This is a genomic window from Lederbergia panacisoli (assembly GCF_024626525.1).
Lineage (GTDB): Bacteria > Bacillota > Bacilli > Bacillales > Bacillaceae_C > Lederbergia > Lederbergia panacisoli.
Genome location: NZ_JANJGU010000002.1, coordinates 152,414 through 178,789 on the forward strand (window position 1 = coordinate 152,414; position 26,376 = coordinate 178,789).

Annotated in this window: 25 protein-coding genes; 3 read left to right on the forward strand and 22 right to left on the reverse strand. The window is 38.0% G+C overall.

What is annotated here, in order from left to right; all coding sequences use genetic code 11:
* Positions 1-10 precede the first annotated feature (10 nt).
* The 7 genes from smc to fapR all read right to left on the reverse strand — a co-directional run bounded on the left by smc (position 11) and on the right by fapR (position 8,075).
* Complete coding sequence (smc, locus tag NQ185_RS03660) at positions 11-3,577, reverse strand: chromosome segregation protein SMC (protein ID WP_257580195.1); 3,567 nt, start codon at positions 3,575-3,577, stop codon at positions 11-13.
* 32 nt (positions 3,578-3,609) lie between these two features.
* Positions 3,610-4,338: a ribonuclease III gene (rnc, locus tag NQ185_RS03665; protein WP_306999989.1), complete on the reverse strand. Its 729-nt coding sequence runs from the start codon at positions 4,336-4,338 to the stop codon at positions 3,610-3,612.
* A 156-nt stretch (positions 4,339-4,494) separates the two neighbouring features.
* Positions 4,495-4,725, reverse strand: a complete 231-nt coding sequence (locus tag NQ185_RS03670) for an acyl carrier protein (RefSeq protein ID WP_257580196.1) — start codon at positions 4,723-4,725, stop codon at positions 4,495-4,497.
* A gap of 92 nt (positions 4,726-4,817) precedes the next feature.
* Positions 4,818-5,561 carry a 3-oxoacyl-[acyl-carrier-protein] reductase gene (gene fabG / locus NQ185_RS03675; RefSeq protein ID WP_257580197.1) on the reverse strand — a complete coding sequence of 248 codons (744 nt, stop codon included), beginning with the start codon at positions 5,559-5,561 and terminating at the stop codon, positions 4,818-4,820.
* A complete protein-coding gene (fabD, locus tag NQ185_RS03680; RefSeq protein WP_257580198.1) occupies positions 5,558-6,505 on the reverse strand; it encodes an ACP S-malonyltransferase in 948 nt (315 codons plus the stop codon). Before fabD ends, fabG begins: the two co-directional genes overlap by 4 nt.
* Positions 6,506-6,507: 2 nt before the next feature.
* Positions 6,508-7,497: a phosphate acyltransferase PlsX gene (plsX, locus tag NQ185_RS03685; RefSeq protein WP_257580199.1), complete on the reverse strand. Its 990-nt coding sequence runs from the start codon at positions 7,495-7,497 to the stop codon at positions 6,508-6,510.
* Positions 7,494-8,075 (reverse strand): transcription factor FapR, encoded by a 582-nt coding sequence (gene fapR, locus NQ185_RS03690; protein WP_257580200.1) that lies wholly within the window; start codon positions 8,073-8,075, stop codon positions 7,494-7,496. Before fapR ends, plsX begins: the two co-directional genes overlap by 4 nt.
* A 778-nt stretch (positions 8,076-8,853) precedes the next feature.
* On the opposite strand from fapR, the gene NQ185_RS03695 reads away from it, so the two are divergent.
* Both NQ185_RS03695 and NQ185_RS03700 read left to right on the forward strand, forming a co-directional pair.
* Positions 8,854-9,096 carry a DUF3953 domain-containing protein gene (locus tag NQ185_RS03695; protein ID WP_257580201.1) on the forward strand — a complete coding sequence of 81 codons (243 nt, stop codon included), beginning with the start codon at positions 8,854-8,856 and terminating at the stop codon, positions 9,094-9,096.
* Positions 9,097-9,232: 136 nt separating this feature from the next.
* Entirely contained in the window at positions 9,233-9,649 is a 417-nt protein-coding gene (locus NQ185_RS03700; protein ID WP_257580202.1) for an ABC transporter permease, read from the forward strand.
* A gap of 824 nt (positions 9,650-10,473) precedes the next feature.
* On the opposite strand, the gene recG is transcribed toward NQ185_RS03700, so the two are convergent.
* From recG to NQ185_RS03730, 6 genes are all read right to left on the reverse strand, one after another.
* Positions 10,474-12,522 carry an ATP-dependent DNA helicase RecG gene (recG, locus tag NQ185_RS03705; RefSeq protein WP_257580203.1) on the reverse strand — a complete coding sequence of 683 codons (2,049 nt, stop codon included), beginning with the start codon at positions 12,520-12,522 and terminating at the stop codon, positions 10,474-10,476.
* Positions 12,515-13,402, reverse strand: coding sequence for an L-serine ammonia-lyase, iron-sulfur-dependent, subunit alpha (gene sdaAA, locus NQ185_RS03710; protein WP_257580204.1), 888 nt, complete (start codon positions 13,400-13,402; stop codon positions 12,515-12,517). Before sdaAA ends, recG begins: the two co-directional genes overlap by 8 nt.
* Before the next feature lie 36 nt (positions 13,403-13,438).
* Entirely contained in the window at positions 13,439-14,101 is a 663-nt protein-coding gene (gene sdaAB, locus NQ185_RS03715; RefSeq protein ID WP_257580205.1) for an L-serine ammonia-lyase, iron-sulfur-dependent subunit beta, read from the reverse strand.
* A gap of 66 nt (positions 14,102-14,167) precedes the next feature.
* Complete coding sequence (gene fakA / locus NQ185_RS03720; protein ID WP_257580206.1) at positions 14,168-15,832, reverse strand: DAK2 domain-containing protein; 1,665 nt, start codon at positions 15,830-15,832, stop codon at positions 14,168-14,170.
* Positions 15,833-15,849: 17 nt separating this feature from the next.
* Positions 15,850-16,212, reverse strand: coding sequence for an Asp23/Gls24 family envelope stress response protein (locus tag NQ185_RS03725; protein ID WP_257580207.1), 363 nt, complete (start codon positions 16,210-16,212; stop codon positions 15,850-15,852).
* 373 nt (positions 16,213-16,585) lie between these two features.
* Positions 16,586-17,437 (reverse strand): GNAT family N-acetyltransferase, encoded by an 852-nt coding sequence (locus NQ185_RS03730; RefSeq protein ID WP_257580208.1) that lies wholly within the window; start codon positions 17,435-17,437, stop codon positions 16,586-16,588.
* 721 nt (positions 17,438-18,158) lie between these two features.
* Here NQ185_RS03730 and rpmB point away from each other — a divergent pair.
* Entirely contained in the window at positions 18,159-18,347 is a 189-nt protein-coding gene (gene rpmB, locus NQ185_RS03735) for a 50S ribosomal protein L28 (RefSeq protein ID WP_213123172.1), read from the forward strand.
* 54 nt (positions 18,348-18,401) lie between these two features.
* Here rpmB and spoVM read toward each other — a convergent pair whose 3' ends face one another.
* The 9 genes from spoVM to def all read right to left on the reverse strand — a co-directional run bounded on the left by spoVM (position 18,402) and on the right by def (position 26,372).
* The gene (gene spoVM / locus NQ185_RS03740; RefSeq protein WP_144920313.1) at positions 18,402-18,482 is read right to left on the reverse strand and encodes a stage V sporulation protein SpoVM; all 81 of its coding nucleotides are present in this window, start codon (positions 18,480-18,482) and stop codon (positions 18,402-18,404) included.
* Positions 18,483-18,582: 100 nt separating this feature from the next.
* The gene (locus NQ185_RS03745; protein ID WP_257580209.1) at positions 18,583-19,242 is read right to left on the reverse strand and encodes a thiamine diphosphokinase; all 660 of its coding nucleotides are present in this window, start codon (positions 19,240-19,242) and stop codon (positions 18,583-18,585) included.
* 3 nt (positions 19,243-19,245) lie between these two features.
* Positions 19,246-19,899 carry a ribulose-phosphate 3-epimerase gene (rpe, locus tag NQ185_RS03750; protein ID WP_257580210.1) on the reverse strand — a complete coding sequence of 218 codons (654 nt, stop codon included), beginning with the start codon at positions 19,897-19,899 and terminating at the stop codon, positions 19,246-19,248.
* A 2-nt stretch (positions 19,900-19,901) separates the two neighbouring features.
* Complete coding sequence (rsgA, locus tag NQ185_RS03755; RefSeq protein WP_257580211.1) at positions 19,902-20,783, reverse strand: ribosome small subunit-dependent GTPase A; 882 nt, start codon at positions 20,781-20,783, stop codon at positions 19,902-19,904.
* Between the two features lie 98 nt (positions 20,784-20,881).
* Positions 20,882-22,843, reverse strand: coding sequence for a Stk1 family PASTA domain-containing Ser/Thr kinase (gene pknB / locus NQ185_RS03760; protein ID WP_257580212.1), 1,962 nt, complete (start codon positions 22,841-22,843; stop codon positions 20,882-20,884).
* Positions 22,843-23,592, reverse strand: a complete 750-nt coding sequence (locus NQ185_RS03765; RefSeq protein ID WP_257580213.1) for a Stp1/IreP family PP2C-type Ser/Thr phosphatase — start codon at positions 23,590-23,592, stop codon at positions 22,843-22,845. Before NQ185_RS03765 ends, pknB begins: the two co-directional genes overlap by 1 nt.
* A gap of 20 nt (positions 23,593-23,612) precedes the next feature.
* Complete coding sequence (gene rsmB, locus NQ185_RS03770; protein ID WP_257580215.1) at positions 23,613-24,950, reverse strand: 16S rRNA (cytosine(967)-C(5))-methyltransferase RsmB; 1,338 nt, start codon at positions 24,948-24,950, stop codon at positions 23,613-23,615.
* Entirely contained in the window at positions 24,943-25,896 is a 954-nt protein-coding gene (gene fmt / locus NQ185_RS03775) for a methionyl-tRNA formyltransferase (RefSeq protein WP_257580216.1), read from the reverse strand. Before fmt ends, rsmB begins: the two co-directional genes overlap by 8 nt.
* A complete protein-coding gene (gene def / locus NQ185_RS03780) occupies positions 25,893-26,372 on the reverse strand; it encodes a peptide deformylase (RefSeq protein WP_257580601.1) in 480 nt (159 codons plus the stop codon). The genes fmt and def overlap by 4 nt, the downstream gene beginning before the upstream one ends.
* Positions 26,373-26,376: the final 4 nt, after the last annotated feature.

The window sequence follows — 26,376 nt, forward strand, 5'->3', positions numbered from 1 at the left end:
CCTCGATTCATTATATTTGCACTATTTCATTTGTTTTTTCCAGCTTGACTGAAACAATTTTCGAAACACCAGATTCTTGCATCGTAACACCGTATAAAACATCTGCTCCCTGCATTGTCCCTTGTCTATGGGTGATGACAATAAACTGTGTTTCCTTGCTGAATTCTTGAAGGTAGTGGCTAAATCTTTGAACATTTGCTTCATCTAATGCAGCTTCAACTTCATCAAGTACGCAGAAAGGAACGGGGCGAATTTTTAAAATCGAAAATAACAAGGCGATTGCTGTTAAAGAACGTTCTCCTCCTGAGAGAAGACTTAAATTTTGCAGTTTCTTCCCGGGGGGCTGAGCGACAATATCAACACCTGTATTTAACATATCATTTGGATTTGTGAGCGTTAATTCCGCCCTTCCGCCACCAAATAATGCTTGAAAGACACCTTCAAATTCACTTTGAATATCGAAGAAAGTGATACTAAACCTTTTTTCCATTTCACTATCCATTTCATCCATGACCTGGAATAGATGGTCTTTAGCACTCGACAAGTCTGTTCGTTGCTCCTCAAGAAAATGATACCGTTCATAAACCCTATCATATTCTTCGATTGCACCCATATTTACAGTACCTAGCTCGGTAATTTCAATCTTTATAAGCTTTACCTTCGTTCGCGTTTCTTCAGCAGATAAAGATAATTGATATTTTTCCTTTGCACCTTCATAAGTCAATGTATACTCTTCTCTTAATTTATTCAGAAGATTATCGAGTTCAACATCAAGACGATTGCTCTTTACCTCTTCATTTTTAAGCATGACATTAATTCCGCTATATATTCTTTTGAACTCTTTCAGTTCCGCTTCCCTTTGTTCAATGGAGATTTGTAATTGAAGTCTTTTTTCTCTTTGAACAGCTAGTTTTTTTTCAATACTTTCTTTTTCTTCTTTTCTCTTCTCCGTCTCCCCTACAAGCTCGTCTTCACTTGAATGGTGGCCTGTCATTTCATTTTCAAGCCATTGAAGGTCTTCCATTAAAGCATTTTTTTGCGCTTCCCATTCAGTTAATTCATTATTTAACATTTGGAAATGATTGCGGGTAGACGATAGTTGTTCTTTTGCAACTGCAAACAACGAGGAAAGGTCAGATATCTCTTTTGCCAACGAATCTTTTGATTGCCTCTCATCATTTCGCTGCGCAGTTAATCGTTCGATTCTCTCGTTTAAAGAATGAATTTTCCCCTCACAAGTGGAAATAATCTCAGAGAGCGCCTTTATTCTATCGTTAATTTTGTTTTTTTCCGTTTTTAGTTCCGATGTTTCAAGATCATAAACAGCTAGTCGATCATCGACATTCTTTTTATTCATCTCAATTTGAACTAGAGAAGACTCAACTTCTCTTTGTTTAATCCGAAGCTCCTCACCTTTTGATCGAATCGATTCAAGTAGCTTCTCCTCGCTCGTCAAATTGTTTTTCGCCATTTCCCAAGATTCCTGAAGTGTGGTTGTTTTTTCCCTCATATCTTCTAGCTTATTTCTTAAATCCTCCAGCTCACTTTTACGCCCGAGTAAGGAACTGGTTGATTGTTTTGAAGCACCACCCGTCATTGAGCCACCTGGATTGACTACATCACCATCTAAACTAACAATTCTAAATCGAAATTGAAGTAATTTAGCCAGCTCGTTAGCACCAGCTAAATCCCTTGAGATAATGATATTCCCAAGGAGGCTCCTTACTGCAGGAGTATGCTCACTTTTATATTCTACAAGGGATGCGGCTATTCCGATGAATGAAGGGTGTGAGGCGATGATTGCTTCCTGACTGGGCTGTACACTTTTTTCTTTTATCGTATTTAAAGGTAAAAAAGTCGCCCTTCCATATTGTTTTCTTTTCAGAAACTGAATGGCTTCCCTGGCATCTTTCTCAGTTTTGACAACAATGTTTTGCATTGAGCCTCCAAGTGCCGTTTCGATTGCTTTAGCGTATTCCTTTGGTACTTGAATTAATTCAAGAATTGCCCCTTCAATGCCTTGAAGAGTATTGTCTTTCGCTTTTAAAACTTCTTTAACACCTTGGAAAAATCCGGTATACTCATCTTCCATTTCTTCCAAGGCCTCTTTGCGAGACTGCGCCTTTTGGATAAACTGATTTGCTTGATTCAGCATAGCCGTTTGTTTTTCCAAATTTAGTGTTAAAGAATCAATATTACTCTTCGTTTCTTTAAATTGAACTAATTGATCTGATATATCTTTTTCAAGAAGCTGTACTTCCTCAAGCTTTTCTTTCAGCTGCCCTGCGATATTAGTTCTTTCCGCAATATATTTCTCATTTTCGCCATCTAAACGATTACTGCGGGCTATTTGCTGATTTAACTGTTGTTCTAAATAATGCATTTCATTTTTTGCAGACGCTTGCTCATTCAGTACTTCAATATAGTCACTTTTTAAAGATTCAATCGTGTCTTCAATCGTGTCATCTAATTCACTTAGTTTTTTTCTTTTCTCATCGAGTTCTCTTTGTAATTTCCGTACTTCCGCTTCTTTTTGGCTCACTTCATTTTTAGTTTGATTGCATTTTTCAGTAATTTGGCCAACTTTTGCAATCGCATCGTAGATGTTTTTTTTCAATTGTTCAGTATTCTGTGATGCATTCCGTTTTCTTTCTTTTAAAACTTCACGTCTTCCTTCAAGTTTCTCCAAGTCCTTAGTTGCATTTAGCAACTCGGATTGTAAGTTTGCAATTCTTTCATCGTATAAAGAAAGATCATTTCTTTCATTTTCCAGTTTTGATTCATAAGTTTGTATATTCTTTGACAGTTCTGCTTCTCGGCTTAGCAATTTTGTTAATTCTTGTTTAGAGGTCTCCCAATTTTCATGTAAGGCCCCGATCTCGTAAACTGTGAGCGCAACCTCATGATTTTCAAGTTCTTTTTTCTTTTCAAGATATTCTTTTGCGATCGATGCTTGAATTTTTAGCGGCTCAATTTGGCTTTCGAGTTCATGGAGGATATCATTTACACGATTGAGATTTTCACTTGTTTCAGCAAGCTTAACCTCCGCTTTCTTTTTGCGCGTCTTATATTTTAATACACCAGCCGCTTCTTCAAAAATAGTCCGTCTTTCTTCCGGCTTACTATTTAAGATTTCTTCAACTTTTCCTTGGCTTATAATAGAAAAAGCTTCTTTTCCGAGCCCTGAATCCATAAAAAGATCGATGATATCTTTCAGCCTGCAGTTTTGTCCATTTAGGGAATACTCGCTATCCCCTGACCTGAATACCCTCCTAGCTACACAAACTTCATTAAAATCAATTGGTAAAGCCTCATCCTCATTATTTAATGTCAAAGCCACTTCAGCAAAATTTAGCTGTTTTCTAGAATCACTTCCGGCGAAAATAACATCTTCCATTTTGCCGCCGCGCAATGATTTTGCCGATTGCTCACCGAGAACCCAGCGAATGGCATCAGTTATATTGCTTTTGCCGCTTCCATTTGGACCTACTACAGCTGTGACGCCAGGAACAAACTCAATCGTAACTTTTTCGGCAAATGATTTAAATCCGATAATGTCTAGTTGTTTAAGGTACATTAGCATCACTCCCTAAGAAACTGATTAGATTCTTATTCTTCTAATTTTCCTAAAGCCATTTGGGCAGCATGCTGTTCGGCTTCTTTTTTAGAGCGTCCAGAACCTTCTCCTAGTACCTCGTTGTTAAGGGAGACTTGCGATACAAATATACGGTTATGAGCAGGGCCTTCCTCCTGAAGTATTGTATACTCCAAGGCACCCGAACCATCTCGTTGGACATATTCTTGCAATTGACTTTTAAAATCCATCACATGAGAAAAAGCTCCTAAATCAACTTTTGGGAAAATAACTTTATCTAGAAATGAAATAACGGTTTCCAATCCTTGGTCAAGGAATAAAGCTCCTATAAAAGCTTCAAATGCATCAGCGAGAAGAGCAGGCCGCGAGCGACCACCAGTCATTTCTTCGCCTTTTCCGAGTAAAACGAATTCACCAAAATTCAACTCATTCGCAAATCCGACCAATGCAGGTTCACAAACGATTGCCGCTCTTAGTTTGGTCATTTCTCCTTCACTCATCATAGGAAATTTTCTATATAAAAATTGTGAAACCGATAGTTCCAACACTGCGTCACCCAAAAATTCCAATCTTTCATTATCCTCATATGGTTTTTTTCGATGCTCATTCACATAGGATGAATGAGTAAAAGCCTGCATTAATAATTTTTCATTTTTGAAATGCAGATCGTTTTTTGTTTGGAACTCCTTAAAGTTACGAATCATTTTATTCTTTGGGTTTTTTTCACGATATGATTTCCGCATATGCTATCCACCTTACTTATTATTCAAAGCTTTTTTCGCAAAGATTGTTAGATTTTCAAAAAACCGAATATAACAAAGTTTAAGAAAAAAGCCTTATTTAAAGCAGAAATGCCCCGTCTGCTTTCAGGCGGGACATCTTCTTACTTAAGCGACTAGTTATTTACTTTCTATGTAATTGACAGCGTCGCCTACTGTTGCAATTTTTTCTGCATCATCATCGGAAATTTCCATATCAAATTCATCTTCAAATTCCATGACAAGTTCCACAACATCTAGGGAATCCGCTCCTAAGTCATCTTTAAAAGAAGCTTCAAGCGTTACTTTAGATTCTTCGACGCCCAAACGGTCAACAATAATCTTTGTTACGCGTTCAAGTGTATCTGCCATTTGATTCACCTCCCCTCAAAACATTATATAGGATATCCTATTAAAGATAAACAAGCCTATAAGAAATTTTATAGTAAAGTGAATAATCGTATTTACATGAACATTCCGCCGTTAACATGAAGCGTTTGTCCTGTCATATATTTTGAGTCATCTGAAGCGAGGTAAATCGCTAATTTTGCAATATCTTCAGCTTCACCAAAACGCCCAAGTGGAATTTGCTTTAGCATGGATTCTTTTACATCCTCATGAAGCTGATCAGTCATATCTGTCGTAATGAAACCTGGAGCAATAGCATTTACAGTAATACCTCTTGGAGCGAGCTCCATAGCGCTTGTTTTCGTCAAGCCAATAACACCAGCTTTTGCGGCGACATAATTAGCTTGCCCAGGGTTGCCGCTTACTCCTACAATCGATGATACATTAATAATTCTTCCAGCTCTTTGTTTCATCATTTGCCTCGATACAGCTTTCGTGCAAAGAAAAACACCTTTTAAGTTTGTATTGATTACATCATCCCATTCATCTTCCTTCATTCTCATAAGTAAGTTATCACGGGTAATGCCTGCATTATTCACTAAGATGTCCAATTTTCCAAATTGCTGAATGGTTTCTTTAACCATATCTTGGACCGCTTCACTATTTGAAATATTACATTTGTATGCGAATGCTCTTCTACCTAGGTTCATTATTTCTTTTACAGTTTCTTTCGCTTTTTCTTCACTTCCAGCATAGTTTACAACGACATCTGCACCTTCTCTTGCGAATGCAATTGCGATTTCTTTGCCAATGCCACGTGAAGCACCTGTCACGATTGCTATTTTCCCTTCTAGCTTCATACCTCTTCACCTCCGAGTGCATTTAAAGCTGCATTACAACTTTCTGGGTCTTGTACTGAAAAAATACGTACATTTTTATTTACTTTTTTGATAAGACCGGATAATACTTTTCCTGGACCAATTTCAACAAATGTATCAACTCCAAGTTCAATCAGTTTCTCGACTGAATCTTCCCATAGTACCGGTGAATAGAGCTGTTCGATTAATTTTTCCTTTATTTCATCTTTTTTATCGATTGGACTTGCAGTAACATTTGCAATCACGGGAATTAAGGCATTATTTATTGTTATTTCATCTAATATGGAAGTGAATTTCTCTGCTGCCGGCTTCATTAATTCAGAATGAAAAGGACCGCTTACGTTTAATGGCAATACTCTCTTTGCCCCGTTTTCCTTCGCGAGTTCCCCGGCTTTTTCTACTCCAGCTACAGTTCCGGAAATAACAATTTGTCCAGGACAATTTAAATTCGCCAATTGAACAGAATGGCCTTCGTTCGTAACGGTATCAGTAATTTCTTTTAGAATGTTCCTATCTAACCCTAATACTGCTGCCATCGTCCCTTCACCGTTTGGAACGGCTGCCTCCATGAATTCACCGCGTTTTGCCACAGCATAAACGGCATCTGTAAATTCTATGGCACCGCTCGCCACAAGTGCAGAATATTCTCCAAGACTATGTCCGGCAGTGTAATCAGGTGTTATTCCTGCTTCTTTCAAATATTCCAATAAAGCAATACTCGTTGTTAAAAGAGCGGGTTGAGCGTTCACTGTCTTAGTGAGCAAATCTTGTGGTCCAGAAAAAATAATCGAGGAAAGCTCCCTGCCTAAACGCTTATCCGCCATCTCAAATATTTCCTTGGATTGTTCGTTTTCGTTGGCAGCGGCTAAACCCATTCCTACCGTTTGCGAGCCTTGCCCTGGAAAAACAAATGCTATTTTTCCCATATTTATGATCTCTCCTCATCTACAGCATTCTTAATCGTTTCAGATATTTGATGTTTTACCATTTCTCGAGTTTGGCGTATAGCGTGATATATTGCATTTGCATTTGATGAACCGTGAGCTTTGATCACAGGCGCATCCAGTCCAAATAAACACGCTCCACCATATTCTGTATAATCCATCATACTTTTTAAGCCTTTAAGATCGGACATAATTAAGCTTGCTGCAAGTTTATTTTTAAGGCTTCCTGTCAACACACTTTTAAGCATGGAAAACACCGCTGACGCCGTTCCTTCGATTGATTTTAATACAACATTTCCAGTAAAACCGTCAGTTACGACGACATCGGCATGTCCATCTAATAAGTCGCGGGATTCTATATTTCCAATGAAATTCAAATCAGTGGATTTTAATAATTCAAATGTCTTCTTAGTCAGATCATTTCCTTTGTTTTCTTCGGAGCCAATATTCAACAAAGCCACTTTAGGTGATTTTATCCCTCTTACTTTTTCAGCATAAATATTCCCCATAATTGCATACTGCAGTAAATGTTCTGCTTTCGCATCCGCATTCGCTCCAAGATCAAGCATGACAAAGCCTTTTCCATCCAAGGTAGGTAATGTAGGAGCTAAAGCAGGCCGATCAATCCCTTTAATTCTCCCAACAATGAATAACCCTGCAGCCATCAGCGCACCCGTATTTCCTGCAGAGATACATGCATCCGCTTCTTTATTTTTAACAGCTTGCGCCATCATAACCATAGAAGCATTTTTCTTTCTCCGGATAGCCTTTACAGGTTCATCGGTGGCTTCTATTTTTTCAGTAGTATGTATGATCTGAACGTTTTTGTCAGTGGATAAATATCTTTTTATTTTTTCCTCATCACCAAATAATAAAAATTCAGTATCGGAAAAATCTTGTACTGCCCTATTTATTCCAAGTACGATCTGTTCTGGTGCATGATCGCCGCCCATAGCATCAATTGCTATTTTCATTTTGGTCCACCTTCTTTAAGACTTGATCGAAACATTTCAAACTCTCCTTTAAACACTAATTCTTTGCCAACATAGCTCATGACGTCTACGATGGTCCTATCAGATGGCCAATCAGTATTTCGCACCTTAGCTTTCGCTACAACCCTTTCCCCGGCTTTAACAGGTCGGGTAAAATGAATATTTACTTTTACAGTAAGAGCAAGTTCATCATCAATGACAGCTACAGCTAGGGAATTAGCTTGAGCAAATAAATGATGCCCCCTCGCAATTGAATTTCGTTTAAATACATGTTCTTGCTGAACATCCAATATTGATATGGCAGTTTGGTCAAGTTCAATATCTATAATTTCACCAATTACTTCATCGATGGGCAGAGCCTTGACTTCATCGGTAACATGCTTTTCTGCCACAGTTTTGATTCGCTCTCTTAATTCAGGTATCGCCAATTCCATTCGGTCAAGCCGGATTGTTTGTACACTAACTGAAAATTTTTCTGCTAATTCATCGTCTGTTATAAAAGGATTTTCATTAATTGTTTGGCTCAACATTCTTTGGCGATCTTTTTTTGACGGTCTCATATTTATCATCACCATTCACGATATTAAGACTAGGTATTAACAGTAGTATATAAAAATAAGGAGTTTAGCGCAACAAATAACGCCACTTCTTCCATGTGTACAGATTATAAACATTAAACAAATTAGTTGATGTGGTGCCAGATTTTCTTAAGCCATTTTCTTATGTCTCCACCTACTTTGAATAGAGGGGTAGTTACTTTAATTAGTAGAATTACCCGTTCTGTAGTGAATGAGATAAGTAGTCACATAAAATGTGTCCTACTTCCGTTCCAGGCGGACGCGTTCCGGGGGGCGTGCGGTGAGCCTCCTCAGTCGCTTCGCGCCTTGCGGGGTCTCACCTGTCACGCTAATCCCCCAGGAGTCGCCAACTGGGATATTCTTTTGCTTATGGTAAAAAAAGATGCCAGCCACCCCTATATGCTCATTAATGACGGGTTCGGTACACGGGGAGAAAATGTTAAAAAGCATAGCAAATGGAGACACAATTCACACTTGAATTGGCGTTCCCATTTTTGTTCTATATCAATGTTTAAGGAAATTTTGGATAGAAAATAGCAATGCAATTGGTAAACCAATTAACAACAGCACATAAATTTATGTGCCTCTGCCAATTGCACTGCTAATAAGATTGTTGATTGAAGGTTGAGAAAGTGTTTTAGAAATATCTGAAGACATTAAAGGGAACAAAAGATTTTGTGCTAAAATAGAGATATAAGAAGACAGCTTGATCAGCAAACGGGCCATTTTATGGAGTAAATGTAATGTTGGGCGACAGGGAGTGAACATATTGCTAAAAATACTTAGAATTGTATTATCGATCATTATTATGGTTTTAGCAGGATATAGCTTGATATCTGGTAACCACGAAACAATGCCATATATGATGTTTTTTATGGGAGCAATGTTTTTAGTTATGGGCATAGTCGAAATCAAAGAATCGCGAAAGAAAATGGGTATTATCAGTATTATTGTTGCCATTTTTATTTTCTACGTTTCTGTGGAAGGTTTTTTATTAAAGTAACGGGCTTTAACCGAAGAAGGAGGCGCCCCAAATTTTTATTATCGGACCATTTAACGGAACAATAATTTAATGTTTGTTAAACAGGTTCCAAACATATATTAACCATAAAAAATGTGAATACAATGGAGGGAAGCCCTTGTCAGGGGAACAGTTCTATAATCAGATAGGAAAATCGCGAAATACTTTTTTGATATTCGCCACCATTAACATTCTTTTCTTTTCAGGAATATCATTTACGTTTGTAATTCCAGGACTGAAAGGGTTTAGTTTGATTTTTATGGTTTTGACATTATTAATGTATTTCATTGCGGCAAACATATTTGTAGGTTTATTTAAAGATAGGATATGGTTTGTTTTTATGATTTGTATATTCTTAAACAGCCTAGGAATGGGTTGGCGTTTATGGCTTGAATGGGGAGAATTTAGTTTAGTTGAGCATACGGGCTTGGTAGTTAATATCGGTTATCCAATTGTCAGTGCAATCATCATTACATTATTTTATATCCTAAGTAATTTTCTTTTTAGAAAGAAAGTCAACTTTTCACAAAGATAATATAGTGCTGTTATCTGCTGCAAACTGGCGCGATTGTAGAACGAATGATAGGACAAGAAAAAATGCCCAGGTTTAATTATGCCTGAGCATTTTTTATTGCTTTTTCCACTGTCAATTCGGGTACGAATCATATGCTATTTTAGTTGCATGTTTCCTCGTTTGAGAGCATTATAACTAATAAAAAGACAATATTCAATTCTTGTTGAATAAATTATTCTATAAAAATTGAATTAAGAAGCATAAAAAAATATTTTGATCATAAAGAATCAAAATACTTGTTTTTATTTTTGATCATCAGGACATAAATTCGTAAATAATTTTAAGATTACCCAAATTTTTTATGCCGCAATCTGGTATATTACAGTTCGATTTAAATTACATAAATTTACGAGCATCGTGGATGGAATGATGAAAATATACCTTAGGAACTTACAATCTTGGCTATTAAAAAGATCATTCCAAATTTTTAAATACGCTTTCTATGATATTGTTTCTTTTAAACAAAATTCTTTGAAGGTTGATTGGAGCGAAAGTGCGAGACTCCTGCGGGATCAGCGGGACAGGTGAGACCCCACAGGCGTTTACGCCGAGGAGGCTCACCGCCCGCCCCGCGGAAAGCGAGCAACTGTAGCGGAAATCAACCATGCACTACCTTTGTTAGAACAATGTTGATAAAAGTATCCTTTAAAAAAAACTAATATGTGACGCTACTTTGGCATGTATTCATTTTAAAGGTTTAGAAAACGAATTCCAAATATTCAATAAAGCTTAATTCCTAATTTTTTTGGAAATTCTGCAGATTTACTCCTAAAAAAAAGAGTATATCAATCTAATTTTTCACCGGACAACGCTCCGGAATCATGAAGATATTTTCGCATATGCGAGTATTCTATGTCATTCCAAAACTCTTTTTGTTCAATTAATTTTATTGCATCATTTCTTGCTGTTTCCAAAGCACGATAATCGTGAACCATATCGGCAACTCTAAACTCTGGCAGCCCACTTTGTTTCTTACCAAAAAAGTCTCCTGGCCCTCGAAGCTCCAGATCCCTTTCACTTAAAACAAAACCGTCATTCGTTTCGGTCATAATGCGCATTCGTTCTTTCCCTATGTCTGTTTTAGGATCTGCTAATAAAATACAATAAGATTGTTCACTTCCGCGACCTACCCGACCTCTTAGCTGATGCAGCTGCGACAGCCCGAACCTTTCAGCATCATACACGATCATAACCGTTGCATTCGGAACATTGACCCCAACCTCTACGACCGTTGTGGAAACAAGGAGTTGTATATGATTTTCACTAAATTCACGCATAATTTCTTCTTTTTCAGACGCAGGCAGCCTGCCGTGCATGAGTCCAATTTTGAATTTACCTTGAAAGTAATTGGATAGGAGGTCATATGCATCTATTGCGTTTTGAAAGTCAAGTTTATCTGATTCTTCTATTAATGGGCAAATAATATAAGCCTGTCTTCCTTTACTTAATTCCTTTTCAACGAAGTCTAATATTCTATCCAACATATTATGCTTCGCCCAATGTGTTTCAATTGTTTTTCGTCCTGATGGCATCTCATCAATAATGGACACATCCATTTCACCAAACACCGTAATCGCAAGCGTCCTCGGAATCGGGGTAGCAGTCATAAAAAGTACATCCGGACTTTCTCCTTTTTCACGGAGAATTCTTCTCTGTTCCACACCGAATCGATGCTGTTCATCCGTTATAACAAGACCTAGTTTTTGAAAATCTACATCATCCTGAATAAGAGCATGTGTCCCTATTAATATATGAATCTCAGCTTTTTTCAGTCGCTCCAAAATGTCTTTCCGCCTTTTACCTTTAACAGAGCTCGTAAGCAGTTCAATGTTTACGTCTGTTTGTGAGAGTAAGTTTTTCAGTGATTGAAAATGCTGCTCTGCAAGAATTTCAGTAGGTACCATTAACGCACCTTGATATCCTGCAGTTACACTAGCAAATAGGGAAATGGCTGCCACAGCTGTTTTCCCCGAGCCTACATCACCTTGAAGGAGTCGATTCATTCTTATAGGAGATTTCAAATCCGCACATATTTCATTTACAACCTTTTTCTGGGCATTGGTCAGTTGAAATGGAAGAGAAGAAATAAAATTTTTAATTTTATTTAAATCATAGTGTTGGGATACACCTTTAGACTGTTCTCTTTCCAGCTTACGAAAGGCTTGCATTTTCAACTGAAAATAAAGAAATTCCTCATATACAAACCTGCGTCTAGCTTGTTTAACGTCGTCTGGTGAATGAGGGAAATGCATGATCCTTAATGCTTCTTTTTTTGCTGGTAATTTATATTGCTTAAGAAGATGAAAAGGCAATGTTTCTTCTACTTCATCACCATATTCATTAAAAGCCTGAATGATGTATCTGCGAAGAGCCTTTACAGTAATAGGGGATTTTACAGGGTATACTGGTTCATAATCAGCAGATTGTGATTGGGGACCAATTTTTATATCCTGCCCCGTAATTGTTTGCCGATGCTTGTCCCATTTTCCAGTAACGGTGATTACATCTTGGGGGGATAATTGCCCTTTTAAATAAGCTCTATTAAAGAATGTAACTTTGATTAAATAGCGGTCAACTAAGAGATGGATGGTAATTCTATTTTTTTTCCTGCCATAATACATGACTGAAGGCTCACTGTGGACTTTTCCTTCTACAGTTATTTTTTCATCATGCGATACGTCTGCTAAATCCCGGAGCCTGACGTCATCATATCGGAATGGAAGATATTGCAGCAAATCATCAATATTATATATACCCATAGCTATAAGGTTTTCAGCAGTTTCTTCGCCTACACCTTTTAAAATTGTTGTAGGCTGTTCTAAAGAGTTAGTCACGTTTTACACGCGGGACCCCAAAAATTTTAGCTTCAAGCATTTTACCCGTTGGAGTAGCCGCCAACCCTCCTTCAGCAGTTTCTCTTAAAGATTTAGGCATTTGTTGGCCGATTCGATACATGGCATCAATGACTTCATCACAAGGGATTCGACTTGTAATGCCGGCAAGGGCCATATCTGCCGCAACCATTGCATTAGCAGCACCCATCGCATTTCTTTTTATGCATGGTACCTCAACAAGACCAGCGACAGGATCACAAACAAGTCCTAACATATTTTTTAAAGTAATAGCCATCGCTTCTGCACATTGGGAAGGAGTACCACCCGCCATTTCTACAATAGCAGCCGCAGCCATACCTGCAGCTGAACCTACTTCTGCTTGACAGCCACCTGCTGCACCTGAAATCGATGCATTATTAGCTACTACAAACCCGAAAGCTCCGGATGTAAATAAAAACTTAACCATTTGCTCTCTTGTCGGGTTTAATTTATCGCGGACAGCAAATAATGTCCCTGGAACTACACCAGCCGATCCCGCTGTTGGCGTTGCACAAATCGTTCCCATTGCAGCATTAACTTCGTTCGTTGCAACTGCTTTACTGACTGCATCAAGGATTGTTTCTCCTGATAGGAAAGTGCCTTTTTTAATGTAATTTTGTAAAAGAACGGCATCTCCGCCCGTAAGGCCCGAATGAGATGTAACTCCTTTTATACCACGCTCTACTGCTTCTTCCATCACAGTCAGGCTTTTATCCATTTGCGCCAAAATTTCTTCACGTGCTCGATTCGTAACCTCTATTTCTTGTTCAATCATGATTTCCGATATTTGTTTGTTTTGCGATTCCGCAAGATGGACTAATTCCGCAACATTTTTAAACATGTTCTCAAGCCTCCCTAAAAAGCTCTTTGCTGTTATCTAATCGACTACTCTAGCCACTTGTGTAATATTTGGAAGTTTGCTGATTTCTTGAATAATTGACTCATTAATATTCTGATCCACTTCTATCGTCATAAGAGCCATTTTGCCTTTTTCCTTCCTGGAAACTTCCATATGACCAATATTTATTTCATGAGATCCGAGAATATTAGATACAGCCGCAATTGCTCCAAAACGATCATCATGAACTACGAGAATGGCGGGATGATGACCGGATAATTTTAAGTGAAAACCATTTAGCTCGGTAATTTCTATTTTACCACCACCGATGGAGATTCCTACAAGCTCCAGTTCACCTTTTTCATCGCCAATTTGGATACGTGCTGTATTAGGGTGTTCGGCATTTGCCGACTCTTCAACAAATTCAATATGAATATTCCGATCCTTGGCAATTTCAAGGGCTTGAATAATCCTCTTATCATCTGTATCAAAATCAAGGAGTCCACCAACGATTGCTACATCTGTTCCGTGTCCTTTATATGTTTTGGCAAAAGATTCATAAAAAGAAATTTTAGCCCACTCTGGCTCTCTTCCAAACAAGCTGCGTGCAACTCTTCCAATCCTAGCTGCACCTGCTGTATGGGAGCTGGAAGGACCAATCATAATTGGACCTATGATATCAAAGACGCTTTTATATTTCATTGATACCTTCCTTTTTACAAGGAAATAGAAGGGATTGACCCTTCTATTTCTTTTTCTTATTTATGTTTATTCAACTGAAAAAATAAAGTTATATAAAGGTTGTTTACCATTATGAACTTCAATTTCGATGTCTTCGTATTGTTCATTTATTAAATCCAAGAGTTGATTAAGTTCATCCTGCTTCGTATCTTCACCATATATAATGGTAAGGATTTCTGAATCTTCATCAATCATATTTGTTAACAGATGATATGCTGCCTTAACTAAATCTTTATTGGTTCCAACGATTTTCCCATCATTTATGCCCATATAATCATCTTTAGCAATTTGAAGGCCATCGATCATTGTATCACGAACGGCAAAAGTAACTTGCCCTGTTTTGATTGCTGAAATGGCTTCCTTCATACCTTGTCCATTTTTTTCTAAAGTTTGAGTCGGATTGAATGCCAAAACAGCGGCTAGACCTTGGGGCACTGTTTTTGTTGGTACAACTATCACTTCTTCTTCTGCAATTTCGGCAGCTTGTTCAGCAGCCATAATAATATTTTTATTGTTTGGCAGGATAATGACCTTATTAGCATTCGCTGCCTTTATTGCCTTCATGATATCTTCCGTACTCGGATTCATTGTTTGCCCGCCTTCAATCACTTCAGTGGCGCCGATGCTTTTGAAAAGACTCGCAATGCCTGAACCCATTGATACGGCAATAATGGCATATTCCTGTTTTTCTTTAGAATTAGTTTTAGCATCAACATGATGATCTTGATCTACAATAGAACTATGCTGTTCTCTCATATTCTCGATTTTCATATTAATTAAGCTTCCATATTGTTGACCATACGATAAAACTTCACCCGGATGCTCAGCATGAATATGAACCTTTACGACATCTTCATCAGAAATAACGAGTAAAGAATCTCCAAACTCACTTAAATCCTTTTGGAAATCAATTTCGGAAAATGCTTTTTTATCCTTTTCAAATTTCACCATAAATTCTGTGCAGTAGCCGTATTCAATATCCTCTGTATTCATAAAGCTTTGTACACTTTGATGGTGCTGGGCACTTACCAGCTCGTCCATTGAAGGTGCGAGTAAAGGCGTGTCAGGCAGCTTTTCACCTTTTAATACAGCTAAAAACCCTTCATACACACAAACTAAACCTTGCCCTCCACTATCAACAACTCCAACTTCTTTTAAGACAGGAAGCAAATCAGGAGTTCTTTGTAGAGAGGCTTTTGCCTCTTGCAATGTGTTTTCCATAATTATGACGATGTTCGACTCATTTTTTGCTATTTCGACGGCTTTCTTCGCAGAATCTTTTGCAACAGTCAAAATCGTTCCTTCTACAGGCTTCATGACAGCCTTATATGCTGTATTTACCCCTGCCTCGAGGGCATGTGCAAATTCTTCTGCGGAAAGAAATGGTTTTGCTTCAATATCTTTTGCAAATCCACGAAAAAGCTGAGATAAAATAACTCCTGAATTACCACGCGCTCCCATTAATAAACCTTTTGATAAAGCGGCGGCAACCTTGCCTATATGTTCTTGCCTATTATTTTGTACTTCTTTCGAGCCTGACGACATCGAAAGGTTCATATTTGTTCCAGTATCTCCATCAGGTACCGGAAATACATTTAATGCGTCAACCATTTTTGCATTTGCTGATAAATGATTGGCTCCTATTATGATCATCTCGGCAAACTGATTTCCATCTAATGATGTAATAGACACGTACTTTTCCTCCTCCGTCACGGATTCGTGACACGAACCCCTTGAACAAAAATATTAACTGTATCGGCAGATATACCAATAGTCTGTTCAAGTGTGTATTTTACCTTGGATTGCACATTATGGGCAACCTCTGAAATTTTTGTACCGTAGCTCACAATAATATACATGTCTATGTGCAATGCTTGATCTTCCTGCCGGATTATAATGCCTCGTGTAAAGTTTTCCTTGCGCAAAATATCAGTTAAACCATCTTTTATTTGGTTTTTCGAAGCCATCCCTACGATGCCATAACAATCCACCGCAGCTCCACCCGCAATAGTCGCAATGACATCATTGGATATATCAATCTGGCCAAACCTCGTTTTCATTTCAATAGACATGTAATTTCCTCCTTATTGGTCGAAATATCCATGAAAATATGTAATACAATTTGTTATCGCCTTCATAACATAGATAAGGCTATTTTACTATACTATATAAGTTTTTTAAAGTTTTACTTCATGTGTATATCTATATTGGGAGAAGATTAACCACCACACAAAATTTGAGGTTAGAAACCGTTGATTTCGGTTCCAGGCGCGCGCTTTCCGGGGGGCGTGCGGTAAGCCTCCTCGGTCGCTTCGCGCCCTGCGGGGTCTCACCTGTCACGCTGATCCCCTCGGAGTCGCCGCCTTCCACTTCAATCAACTAGGCTTTCATCTACACGCGGAAAGTTCCCCTTACCTTCCTAAAATAATGTTGATAAGTCATCAGTTAAGAGGTTCTTGATACAAAAGTATGCTCAGCGAAATTGGCAAGCTCAATAAAATTGTTTCTTTCGTAAAATCTCTTGGCACCGCTATTTGATTGAGCAACACGCAGCAGTATATTCTTTATTCCCAACTGTTCCGTCATTCTATAAATACAATTTTTCAACATCATGCTTCCATACCCGCGGTTCTGGTATTCAGGATGTATAACAAAATCTTGAATATATTCACCGGTTATAATATAGGCTCCAATCAATTTGCCATCAATCCAAAAAGATCTTACTCGTTCCGCGGATTCATAATTTTGTAGGGAATTTAAGAAATTATCTTGAGCTTTTTGATATGTATCTGTTCTCCAGCCATTTTCAACATTCAAGTCATAATAAGCATTCTCAAATAACTGTATAAAGTTACTTAGCATTTCCGGGGTAATTACTTTCTCTACAAGCGGAAACATCGCAGGCATCTTCATCTCCTTGCTAAAATCATACTGAAGCTGAAAGCCTTCCATATCGGTCACAAAGCCAAGTTCTTTTACAAACTGAACTAGGTCCTTATTTTTTCCGTATACGTTAAAACAGACTTCTTTTGTTTCATTCGGGCTAAGATGTCCACTAAGCTGCTTCGCCATAAGATTTAGCAGGGATTCATCATGGCTGTAACGAGTAAAGGCCGCGAATGCGATGATACAATCTTCGTTTTCAACGATACAAAATACACCATGATTTAGATGTGACTCTTCATAATGGACAAGTTTTACAGTTTGATTATTAAAAGCATTATTAACATAATCCCTTGCGTCTTTAGATATCAGAGAAATTAATCGACACACTTTACTATTTAAGCTATTCTTCATAATCTATTCCCTATTAATTACTGTAATTTTATGTGGCAAGTCTTTTCCTCCTTTTCAAAAGCACCTTGACTGATTCGGATCTTACACATCGCTAATTCAATTTTCATTATTAAAATACCTTAAATTATTTATTCGTTAATAATGCTAAAAGTCCTTTTCTTATGCTCTATACTCCTTATAATAATCCAGTGATGGAAGATTGTTCTTAGGGAAAAACACAGTTGATATATGCTGAGCAGTCCGAATACACGTAGACTCTTGGTCGGCTAATGACGGCCACGTCCTGTGCCCATCGCCGACACTAGGACGTCCTGTCCGTCGCGGGAAGTGCAAGAATGTCGAGACCCCACAGGGCGTAGCCCGAGGAGGCTTGACACTTGCCCGCGGAAAGCGAAGTGTATTCGGACTGCGGGCAACCTAACTCAAAGTGTGCAATGGTTTTTAAAGTGAATTTCAGGAAATTCTGTTTATCTTTAGTTTTTTGAAAAAGTAATTATGGAATTGATTCACATATTACAAAATGATGTTAGGGTTCTAATTTAGAAGGTGGAAGGATCTTCAAAAAGCTGACTGTCTTACGAAAATCCGTAAACTCAAAATCGTGCAGTATTGCATTATAAAGGCATGTATGATAAATTATTAAAGGTAGATTTTTACTAAGGGAATATTGAAGTGATGAACCAACTAATAGTATTACTTCAGCGACGGGAGGGAATTTAATATGGCAAAACAATGTGTTATTACCGGCCGCAAAACAAGTACTGGAAACAAACGTTCACACGCGATGAACGCAAATAAACGTACTTGGGGAGCTAATCTTCAAAAGGTACGCATTCTCGTAGACGGTAAACCAAAGCGTGCATGGGTATCCGCTCGAGCACTTAAATCTGGAAAAGTTGAAAGAGTGTAATTTAAATCGAAACAAAAAGGCGCCTATACATAGGTGCCTTTTCCATTTTTAATATTAACCCTTTTTAAATGTACCTAACATCGCCCTTACGATTCCTCCCAAGAATCTAGGGAGTTTAATTGTATAAAACCTCATTAAAATTCCCTCCTAATCTAAAATACCCGCCATTCACCCAATTGTATTATATTCGCCATGTATGGATAAGTACGCGCCCGATCGAAAAATGGGCCGATTGTTAATCAGTACTTCTTATCATCATTAATATGCCTTTTTCAAAAGAAAAATTACCAGATTGTTTAATAAGTTCATTACTTATACATAATGATGAACCAAAATTTACAGTCCGATTAAATAATGGGTATTTAAATCCATTTAATGAGAGATGTACGACTTCCTCCGTAAGCGGGATAAATGATATGTATTTTTTTGCGATGTCCTTTTCAATTGGATAATGACCTGGATAGAAAACGGATAAGGAATTTTGTTTGTCTATCATTTTAATTTTTATGAAGGGATTCTTATTTTGATAATGAGAAAGCATCAGAGCGTTGGCCATAAAATGGTCTAATCTTCCACCTGAAGCACCAAATATATAAATGAGATCCGGATTTTGATCCACTGCCCATATCATAGCTAGTTCCATATCTGTTTCATCTTTTTCAGGGAGAAATGTTTTAATATTAGGTGCTTTTTTTTCGATAATCAACCATTCCTCATTAGAAATAGAATCAAAGTCTCCTACAGAGAAATCCGGTGTAATTCCTTTTTCCAATAAATAAAAAACACCTCTATCTACACCAATCCAAATTACATTTTCGGAAAATCGTGTTATATCGGGGATCAGTTCGGGCGGCCCCCCCGCCATAATATGAATGATCTTTTTCTGTTCAGTCATTTACTATTCCAGCTTAGAGCGGATTTCCTGAATAGCCGCCTGTCGATCCTTTCTACTGAAAATGGCAGAACCGGCAACAAATACATTTGCACCTGCTTCATGACATGCTTTTATCGTACCTTCATGAATTCCTCCATCCACCTCAATATCAATGGATAAGCCTTTAGCTTTAATCATCGATCGGACTTCACTGATTTTCGGCAAGACTGCTTCAATAAAAGCTTGGCCGCCAAAACCGGGATTAACTGTCATTAGCAAGACCATATCCGTTTCTTCCAATACATTTTCAATCATGGATGCCGGAGTGGCAGGATTTAAAACAACACCTGATTTGACTCCTAGACTCCTGATGGCTTGCAGAGTACGATGTAAATGAGGAGTTGCTTCAACATGGACCGTAATAATATCAGCTCCCGCATCTGCAAATGCTTTTACATATTGGTCAGGATTATCAATCATGAGGTGCACATCAAGAGGCAAATCTGTTCCTTTTCTAACAGCCTCGACTATGAATGGTCCCATCGAAATATTCGGGACGAAATGGCCATCCATAACATCAATATGGATATAATCCGCTCCCCCTTTTTCAACGTCTTTGACCTCCTCAGCCAATTTGGAAAAATCAGCAGCCAATATGGATGGAGCAATTTTGATCATCCTCAATACCTCGGCTTTCTCTCTTTTATTTCCTGTAAAAATTGAAGATAATGCTCATATCGTTCAGTTGAGATCTCATTTTTTTCTACAGCTGATTTTACAGCGCATTTTGGTTCATTTACGTGAAGGCAGCCGCGAAATTTACATTCTTTACTTTTTTTTGAGATTTCTGGGAATGTATGTGCTAAATCTTCTGCTTCAATTTCGGTAAAATCAAGTGAACTAAATCCTGGAGTATCTGCTACAAGCCCACCACATACATCAATTAATTCTACATGACGAGTTGTATGTTTACCTCTGCCAAGGTGAGTTGATATTTCATCCGTCCTTAATTCTAAATCAGAATTTAGAGCATTTAATAATGATGACTTCCCCACACCGGATTGTCCAGCGAATACACTCGTTTTTCCAGATAATAAAGGGAGTAACTGGTTAATCCCTTCTTCCGATTTTGCTGATAGTAATATAACTTCATATCCAATAGAGCGATAATTTTCTAAATAACTGTTAACATGTAATCTCTCAGTTTCGGATAATAAATCTGCTTTCGTTACACAAATAATCGGTAGTATTTCCCTTGATTCGACGATACAGAGGAAACGGTCCAGCAATAAAGGACTAAATTCGGGCTCTGACGAAGAAAAAATTAATATCGCTTGGTCAATATTGGCAATCGGAGGCCTTACGAGTTCGTTTTTACGAGGCAACACCTCCATAATATAACCTTCTTTATCATTCTCTGCTTGAAAGATTACATGATCACCAACTAAGGGAGTTATTTTGTTTTTCCGAAAAACTCCCCTTCCCCTGCATTGGATCATCTTTTCATCCGATAAAACATAATAAAATCCGCTTAATGCTTTAATAATTTTCCCTTTAGTCATAGCACCGTTCCTTTCAAAATATTAGAATCAAGAACCTTTACTTTTCCTATATTCTGCCCAATTAACTACAAGAGGTTATTTAGAGTATCCGAGTAATGTTATTCACCCGGATAATCAACTTTATCCTCTTCTACAGCATCATTATCTCTCATTATTCTATATTTTGCGATTTTCCCTTTTTCAATCGTGAATTCCAATTCTTTCTCAACCGTCTCAGTAATTTCAAAGGTTTCCACCGGCCCATCGGACATAGAATGATTGAAATCCTCAATAAAAATGGCGACTTGTTGTGGTACACCTTCCTCTGTCGGTTCGTATTTAATCACTACTTTTTTAGTCGTACTTCGAGGTGGGATTTCTTCCGGACCTTTAGAGATAATGACGGCTACTCTTTCACCTTTAGAAAGCTTTGCCCCTGGAGCAGGTTCCTGCGAGATTACGAGTCCTTTATCAATTTCTTCTGAGTATTGTTCCTCTGCAACATCAATATATAATCTAGTATATTCTTCGTAAAGCTCCAAGCTTTTTATATCGTACCTTCGCAAATCTTTTAACGTGATTTTTTCTTCACCGAGGCTTACGACAAAAGTTAAAGGCGTTTCCTCCGGAATAACAGATGTTTCTGGACCTGGAGATTGTTCTAAAATAGTACCTTCTTGTGACTCATCATGCCTTTTAGTAATGGTAAAATCGTCAATATTAAAGCCTTCATTTCTTAAAAGTTTTTCTACTTCCGAAATTTGTTTTCCTGTATAGTCTTGTAAAGTAAATCTATCCTTTCCAGAACTGATATAAATATCCACTGTAGAGCCTTTTTTTACTACTCTGTCTGCCTTCGGACTAGTCTTAATGACCACCCCTTCTGGAACTTCATCACTTGGGGTTTCTATTTTGTCTCCAATTTTTAGACCTTCGTCGACAAGATGAACTACTGCATCATTGTATTCTTCACCGCTGACATCAGGAATTTTGACATTTTTCGCATTTTGGATAGCAGGTAATACATACATCACAGAAATAAGCGATAAAAACATTAACATTACAAAGATACCGATGACCCATGGCCATTTTTTCTTTCGCTTAGGTTTGCTGACATTTTCCTTCGAATGTTTAACTTGTTCCTTTTGATGATGAATGGTTTTATCGTTTATACTTGGATTGTTTTCTACCGTTATGACTGGTATAGCTTTAGTTGCATCAACGTCTTCAGGTATTGTAAATTTAGGCTCATTTATTCTATTGGAATTCAATGCGGTTTCAAGCCCACTGGTCATTTCATCCATACTCTCATAGCGAATAAACGGATCCTTCGCAGTCGCTTTCAGGACTATATTTTCAACACTTTGGGGGATATCTGGATTCCAGCGTCTTGGCGAAGGTGTTTCGGATTGCAAATGTTTTAATGCTATCGATACAGCCGATTCTCCCGAAAAAGGAAGCCTTCCTGTCAATAGTTCAAACATGACAATTCCTAAAGAGTAAATATCAGATTTTTTTGTCGCCATCCCCCCCCTAGCTTGCTCAGGCGATAAATAATGAACAGAGCCAAGCACTGCATTTGTTTGTGTAATTGATGTAGCAGACAAAGCCATCGCTATGCCAAAGTCGGTTATCATTACATGTCCGTGGTGATCGATTAATATATTTTGAGGTTTAATATCACGATGAACAATATGATTTTGGTGGGCATGGGAAATGGCGGATGTTAATTGCTTCATTATGTCTATTGTTTGCTCAAGCGGAATTGGATGATAATACTGTATGTATTGTTTTAACGTCATTCCGTCAACATATTCCATTACAATATAATAAATATCATTTTCTTCCCCTACATCGTAAATACTTACAATATTTTCATGGGTCAAGCTAGTTGCTGATTGGGCCTCTCTTTGAAAACGGCGGATAAATTCATCCTCATGTGCAAAATCTAACCGCAAAATTTTAATCGCTACATCACGATCTAAAATCATATCATGTGCAAGATAGACATTTGCCATTCCGCCGCCGCCTATCATTTGCAGCAATTTATAGCGGCCGCTGATTCTTTTTCCCAATAACATTAATCGCACCCGCTTTCAGGACATGCTGTAACAATGGCAAGTGATATATTATCCTCTCCACCATAATGATTTGCGAGTTGTACTAATGCATCGGCCATTTCATTCAAATCCGTATCATCCGTTAAAATTGTTAACATCTCAGCGCTTGTTACTTTATTAGATAACCCGTCGGAACATAAGAGAAGCTTATTCCCTTCTTCAAATGTAATTGACGTAATATCCATATCTATATTAGATTCCGTTCCCATTACATTTAAAAGTACATTTTTTCGCGGATGCAATTCAGCGTCCTCTGGAGATATTTGACCCGCTTTAATTAATTCATTAACAAGGGAATGGTCCTCTGTCAACTGATTAAATCCACTTTCATTTAAAAGATAGCAACGGCTATCCCCAATATTAACGATTGTGGCAAATGTATCAGTACAAATGGCTGCAACTAATGTTGTACCCATCCCTTCGCATTCTTTATGATTCCGTGAATGATCATATATTTCCCTATTCACAATTGTCACTTTTTCCATAAACCATTTTTCCGCAGATTCAGGAGTAGATATACCATCTGCATTGGACCATAATTCCTGTAGTTTATTGACAGCTATGGAACTAGCCACTTCCCCTGCTTGATGGCCGCCCATTCCGTCTGCAACAATCGCAAGAAAGTTCCCGGTCTTATTATAAAAAATCCCGCCATTATCTTCATTATGATGCCGGACTTTGCCTTTGTCTGTTTTAAAAAAAGCTATCATACTCTCGTCCCCTCTTCTTGCTACTTTTTTCTAAAACAAGAAATGAAAAAACCATCTCCACCAAAATCTTGCGGAAATATTTGAATGGTGTTCGAGCCTTCTTCAATTAAAGTTGAAAGTGCCTTAGGTAAAGAAAGTGGATAAGGCTCAAAATCTTCATGTTGTTCAAGAAAAGCAGCAGCAGTGCCAAAGTTTTCCTCTAAATCTACTGTACAAGTACTGTAGACAAGAAGTCCACCCTTTTTTAACAAAGAAGCAGTTTCATCCAAAATACGTAGCTGGACTTCCCTTAATGATTGGATATCTTGATCTGTTTTTGTATATTTAATATCTGGTTTCTTCCTTAACACACCAAGACCTGAACACGGTGCATCGACAAGCACACGATCAAATGATTCTGGCCTGAATGAATCACTTGAATGCCGACTATCCATAACCATTGCATCGATATTATCTAAGTTTAAACGCAATGCATTTTCTTTAATAAGCTTAATTTTATGTGGATGGAGGTCAAGTGCTGTCACATTTCCAGATCCTTTAAGTAATTCGGCAATATGGCCGGTTTTTCCCCCTGGTGCTGCACAAGCATCCAATATATTCATATTTGGAAAAAGGTCAAGCGCATAAGCAACTACCATCGAGCTCTCATCTTGAATACTAAAATATCCTTTTTTATAAAGGTCTGAATGAGCAGCATTTCCTTTCAAAATACGGATAGATTCAGGAATGATCGGACTCGCTTCAACAGAGAACCCTTCTGTTTGAAGCAACGCACACACTTCTTCTCTAGTAGTCTTTGTCTCATTGATTCTTGCGGTTTGAACTGGTGCTAACAGATTTTCTTCACACATTGCTTTTGTTTTATCAAAACCGAATTGCTCCGTCCATCTCTGTACAAGCCATAGTGGATGGCTTGTCTCAATCGCGAGTCTCTCTAACGGGTCCGTTATTATATCAAGCGAGCGGATTCCTTCCCTTTGAACTGACCTTAAAATCCCATTCACAACGCCGACAATTCCTTTATGACCGCGCTTTTTTGCTATTTCAACAGCCTCAAAAATAATGGCCCGGTCTGGAACTTTATCTAAATAGACCATTTGATATAGGGAAAGACGAAGCAAAATAAGTACCCAATGCTCAAGTTTTTTCTTTATAAAAGGCTGCAAATAAAAATCTAAAGTCATTTTCCTCTGGATCGTGCCATACACTATTTCAGTCAACAATCCTGTATCTGGACCTGTAATATGATATTTTTTAATGGCCTGATTTAAAAGTAAGTTACTATATGATTGATGTTTATCAATGGCTTCTAAAACATCCAGCGCCGCTTCTCTTACAGTTTTTTTCTGCTTATTCATCGTGACTGTCCAATCTGGAGCCTATATGTATATCGTTTCCAGCCCCGTGCAAGAACTGTTGTGCAGACATTTTCTTCTTACCGGCTGGTTGAAGCTCTAAAATTCTAATGCCTATATTATTTCCAGTAGAAATAATGAAACCATCCTGCTCCATTAATATAATTTCCCCTGGGCGATGCCCAGCAGATACAGTTATTTTCTCCGCTTTCCACACTTTCCAAACTTGCCCTTGAAATGTTGTATAGGCAACTGGCCATGGACATAGGCCCCTTATTTGGTTATAAATTTTTTCCCCATCGTCTTGCCAATTAATTTTTTCTTGTTCACGTTTAATGTTATGGGCGAACGTAGCTTTATCATGATCTTGGGGCCTTGCCTTGATTTCACCTAATATTAATTTAGGAATAGTATCCATAAGTAAATCGGAACCCGCAATGCTTAACTTATCATGCAGTGTACCGACATTATCATCTTCACTAATGGGAACCTCGACTTGGCTTATTATATCGCCTGCATCTAGCTTATCTACCATATACATGATTGTAATGCCCGTTTTTTCTTTACCTTGTAAAATGGAATAATGAATTGGAGCCCCACCTCTTAATTCAGGCAGTAGGGAAGCATGAACGTTAATACAGCCGTATTTAGGTGCTTCAAGAATTGAAGTTGGCAATATTTGTCCATATGCTGCAGTAACAATCAAGTCTGGATTTAGGTTTATAATTTCATTTGCTGATTGTTCATCGCGAATTCTTTCCGGCTGCAGGACATGTATACCATGTCGTTCTGCTTCCACTTTAACAGGTGGTGGAGTCAATACTTTTTTTCGACCTACAGGCCGATCGGGCTGGGTGACAACCGCTAAAATATCAAATCCATTTTCTATTAGGCTTCTTAGCACAGGTACCGAAAAATCAGGCGTACCCATAAATACGATTTTCGTCATTCATCTTCACTACTTTCTAAATCTTCTTCTTTCACATACTCTATTACTTTAGAAGTGAATAATACTCCTTCTAAATGATCGAGTTCATGTTGAATTACACGAGCTAAATAATCTTCTGCTGTTAAAGTAAAATCACGGCCATAACGATCCTTTGCTTTTAGCGTAATTGTATAGAACCGTGAAACGGTGCCGTAAAGACCAGGAAAACTTAAACATCCCTCAATATCCGTTTGTTCACCACTTTGTTCCGTGATTTTAGGATTAATCAGCTCAAGTCTTCCTTCATCTTCATCAAGTTCTATGACCGCAATTTTTTCGCCTATGCCAATTTGTGGCGCGGCAAGACCTACCCCATCTGCTTCTATCATTGTTTCATACATATTATCTAGTAATTCATGCAACTCGACTCCAAAATTAGTTACTCGCTTGCATTTTTCCTCCAATATATCGGATGGATGTTCAACAATGGTGAGAATCGCC

What these genes read in the sequence shown, in the direction of transcription:
- NQ185_RS03725 (WP_257580207.1), bottom strand. Translation starts at nt 16,212, where the DNA reads ATGTCTATTGAAATGAAAACGAGGTTTGGCCAGATTGATATATCCAAT.
- spoVM (WP_144920313.1), bottom strand. Translation starts at nt 18,482, where the DNA reads ATGAGGTTTTATACAATTAAACTCCCTAGATTCTTGGGAGGAATCGTA.
- NQ185_RS03670 (WP_257580196.1), bottom strand. Translation starts at nt 4,725, where the DNA reads ATGGCAGATACACTTGAACGCGTAACAAAGATTATTGTTGACCGTTTG.
- NQ185_RS03765 (WP_257580213.1), bottom strand. Translation starts at nt 23,592, where the DNA reads ATGATAGCTTTTTTTAAAACAGACAAAGGCAAAGTCCGGCATCATAAT.
- rsgA (WP_257580211.1), bottom strand. Translation starts at nt 20,783, where the DNA reads ATGACTAAAGGGAAAATTATTAAAGCATTAAGCGGATTTTATTATGTT.
- NQ185_RS03730 (WP_257580208.1), bottom strand. Translation starts at nt 17,437, where the DNA reads ATGAAGAATAGCTTAAATAGTAAAGTGTGTCGATTAATTTCTCTGATA.
- plsX (WP_257580199.1), bottom strand. Translation starts at nt 7,497, where the DNA reads ATGAAAATAGCAATTGATGCTATGGGCGGCGATCATGCACCAGAACAG.
- rsmB (WP_257580215.1), bottom strand. Translation starts at nt 24,950, where the DNA reads ATGAATAAGCAGAAAAAAACTGTAAGAGAAGCGGCGCTGGATGTTTTA.
- sdaAB (WP_257580205.1), bottom strand. Translation starts at nt 14,101, where the DNA reads ATGAAATATAAAAGCGTCTTTGATATCATAGGTCCAATTATGATTGGT.
- smc (WP_257580195.1), bottom strand. Translation starts at nt 3,577, where the DNA reads ATGTACCTTAAACAACTAGACATTATCGGATTTAAATCATTTGCCGAA.
- rnc (WP_306999989.1), bottom strand. Translation starts at nt 4,338, where the DNA reads ATGCGGAAATCATATCGTGAAAAAAACCCAAAGAATAAAATGATTCGT.
- rpmB (WP_213123172.1), top strand. Translation starts at nt 18,159, where the DNA reads ATGGCAAAACAATGTGTTATTACCGGCCGCAAAACAAGTACTGGAAAC.
- fapR (WP_257580200.1), bottom strand. Translation starts at nt 8,075, where the DNA reads ATGAGACCGTCAAAAAAAGATCGCCAAAGAATGTTGAGCCAAACAATT.
- sdaAA (WP_257580204.1), bottom strand. Translation starts at nt 13,402, where the DNA reads ATGTTTAAAAATGTTGCGGAATTAGTCCATCTTGCGGAATCGCAAAAC.
- rpe (WP_257580210.1), bottom strand. Translation starts at nt 19,899, where the DNA reads ATGATCAAAATTGCTCCATCCATATTGGCTGCTGATTTTTCCAAATTG.
- NQ185_RS03745 (WP_257580209.1), bottom strand. Translation starts at nt 19,242, where the DNA reads ATGACTGAACAGAAAAAGATCATTCATATTATGGCGGGGGGGCCGCCC.
- pknB (WP_257580212.1), bottom strand. Translation starts at nt 22,843, where the DNA reads ATGTTATTGGGAAAAAGAATCAGCGGCCGCTATAAATTGCTGCAAATG.
- fabD (WP_257580198.1), bottom strand. Translation starts at nt 6,505, where the DNA reads ATGGGAAAAATAGCATTTGTTTTTCCAGGGCAAGGCTCGCAAACGGTA.
- fabG (WP_257580197.1), bottom strand. Translation starts at nt 5,561, where the DNA reads ATGAAGCTAGAAGGGAAAATAGCAATCGTGACAGGTGCTTCACGTGGC.
- fmt (WP_257580216.1), bottom strand. Translation starts at nt 25,896, where the DNA reads ATGACGAAAATCGTATTTATGGGTACGCCTGATTTTTCGGTACCTGTG.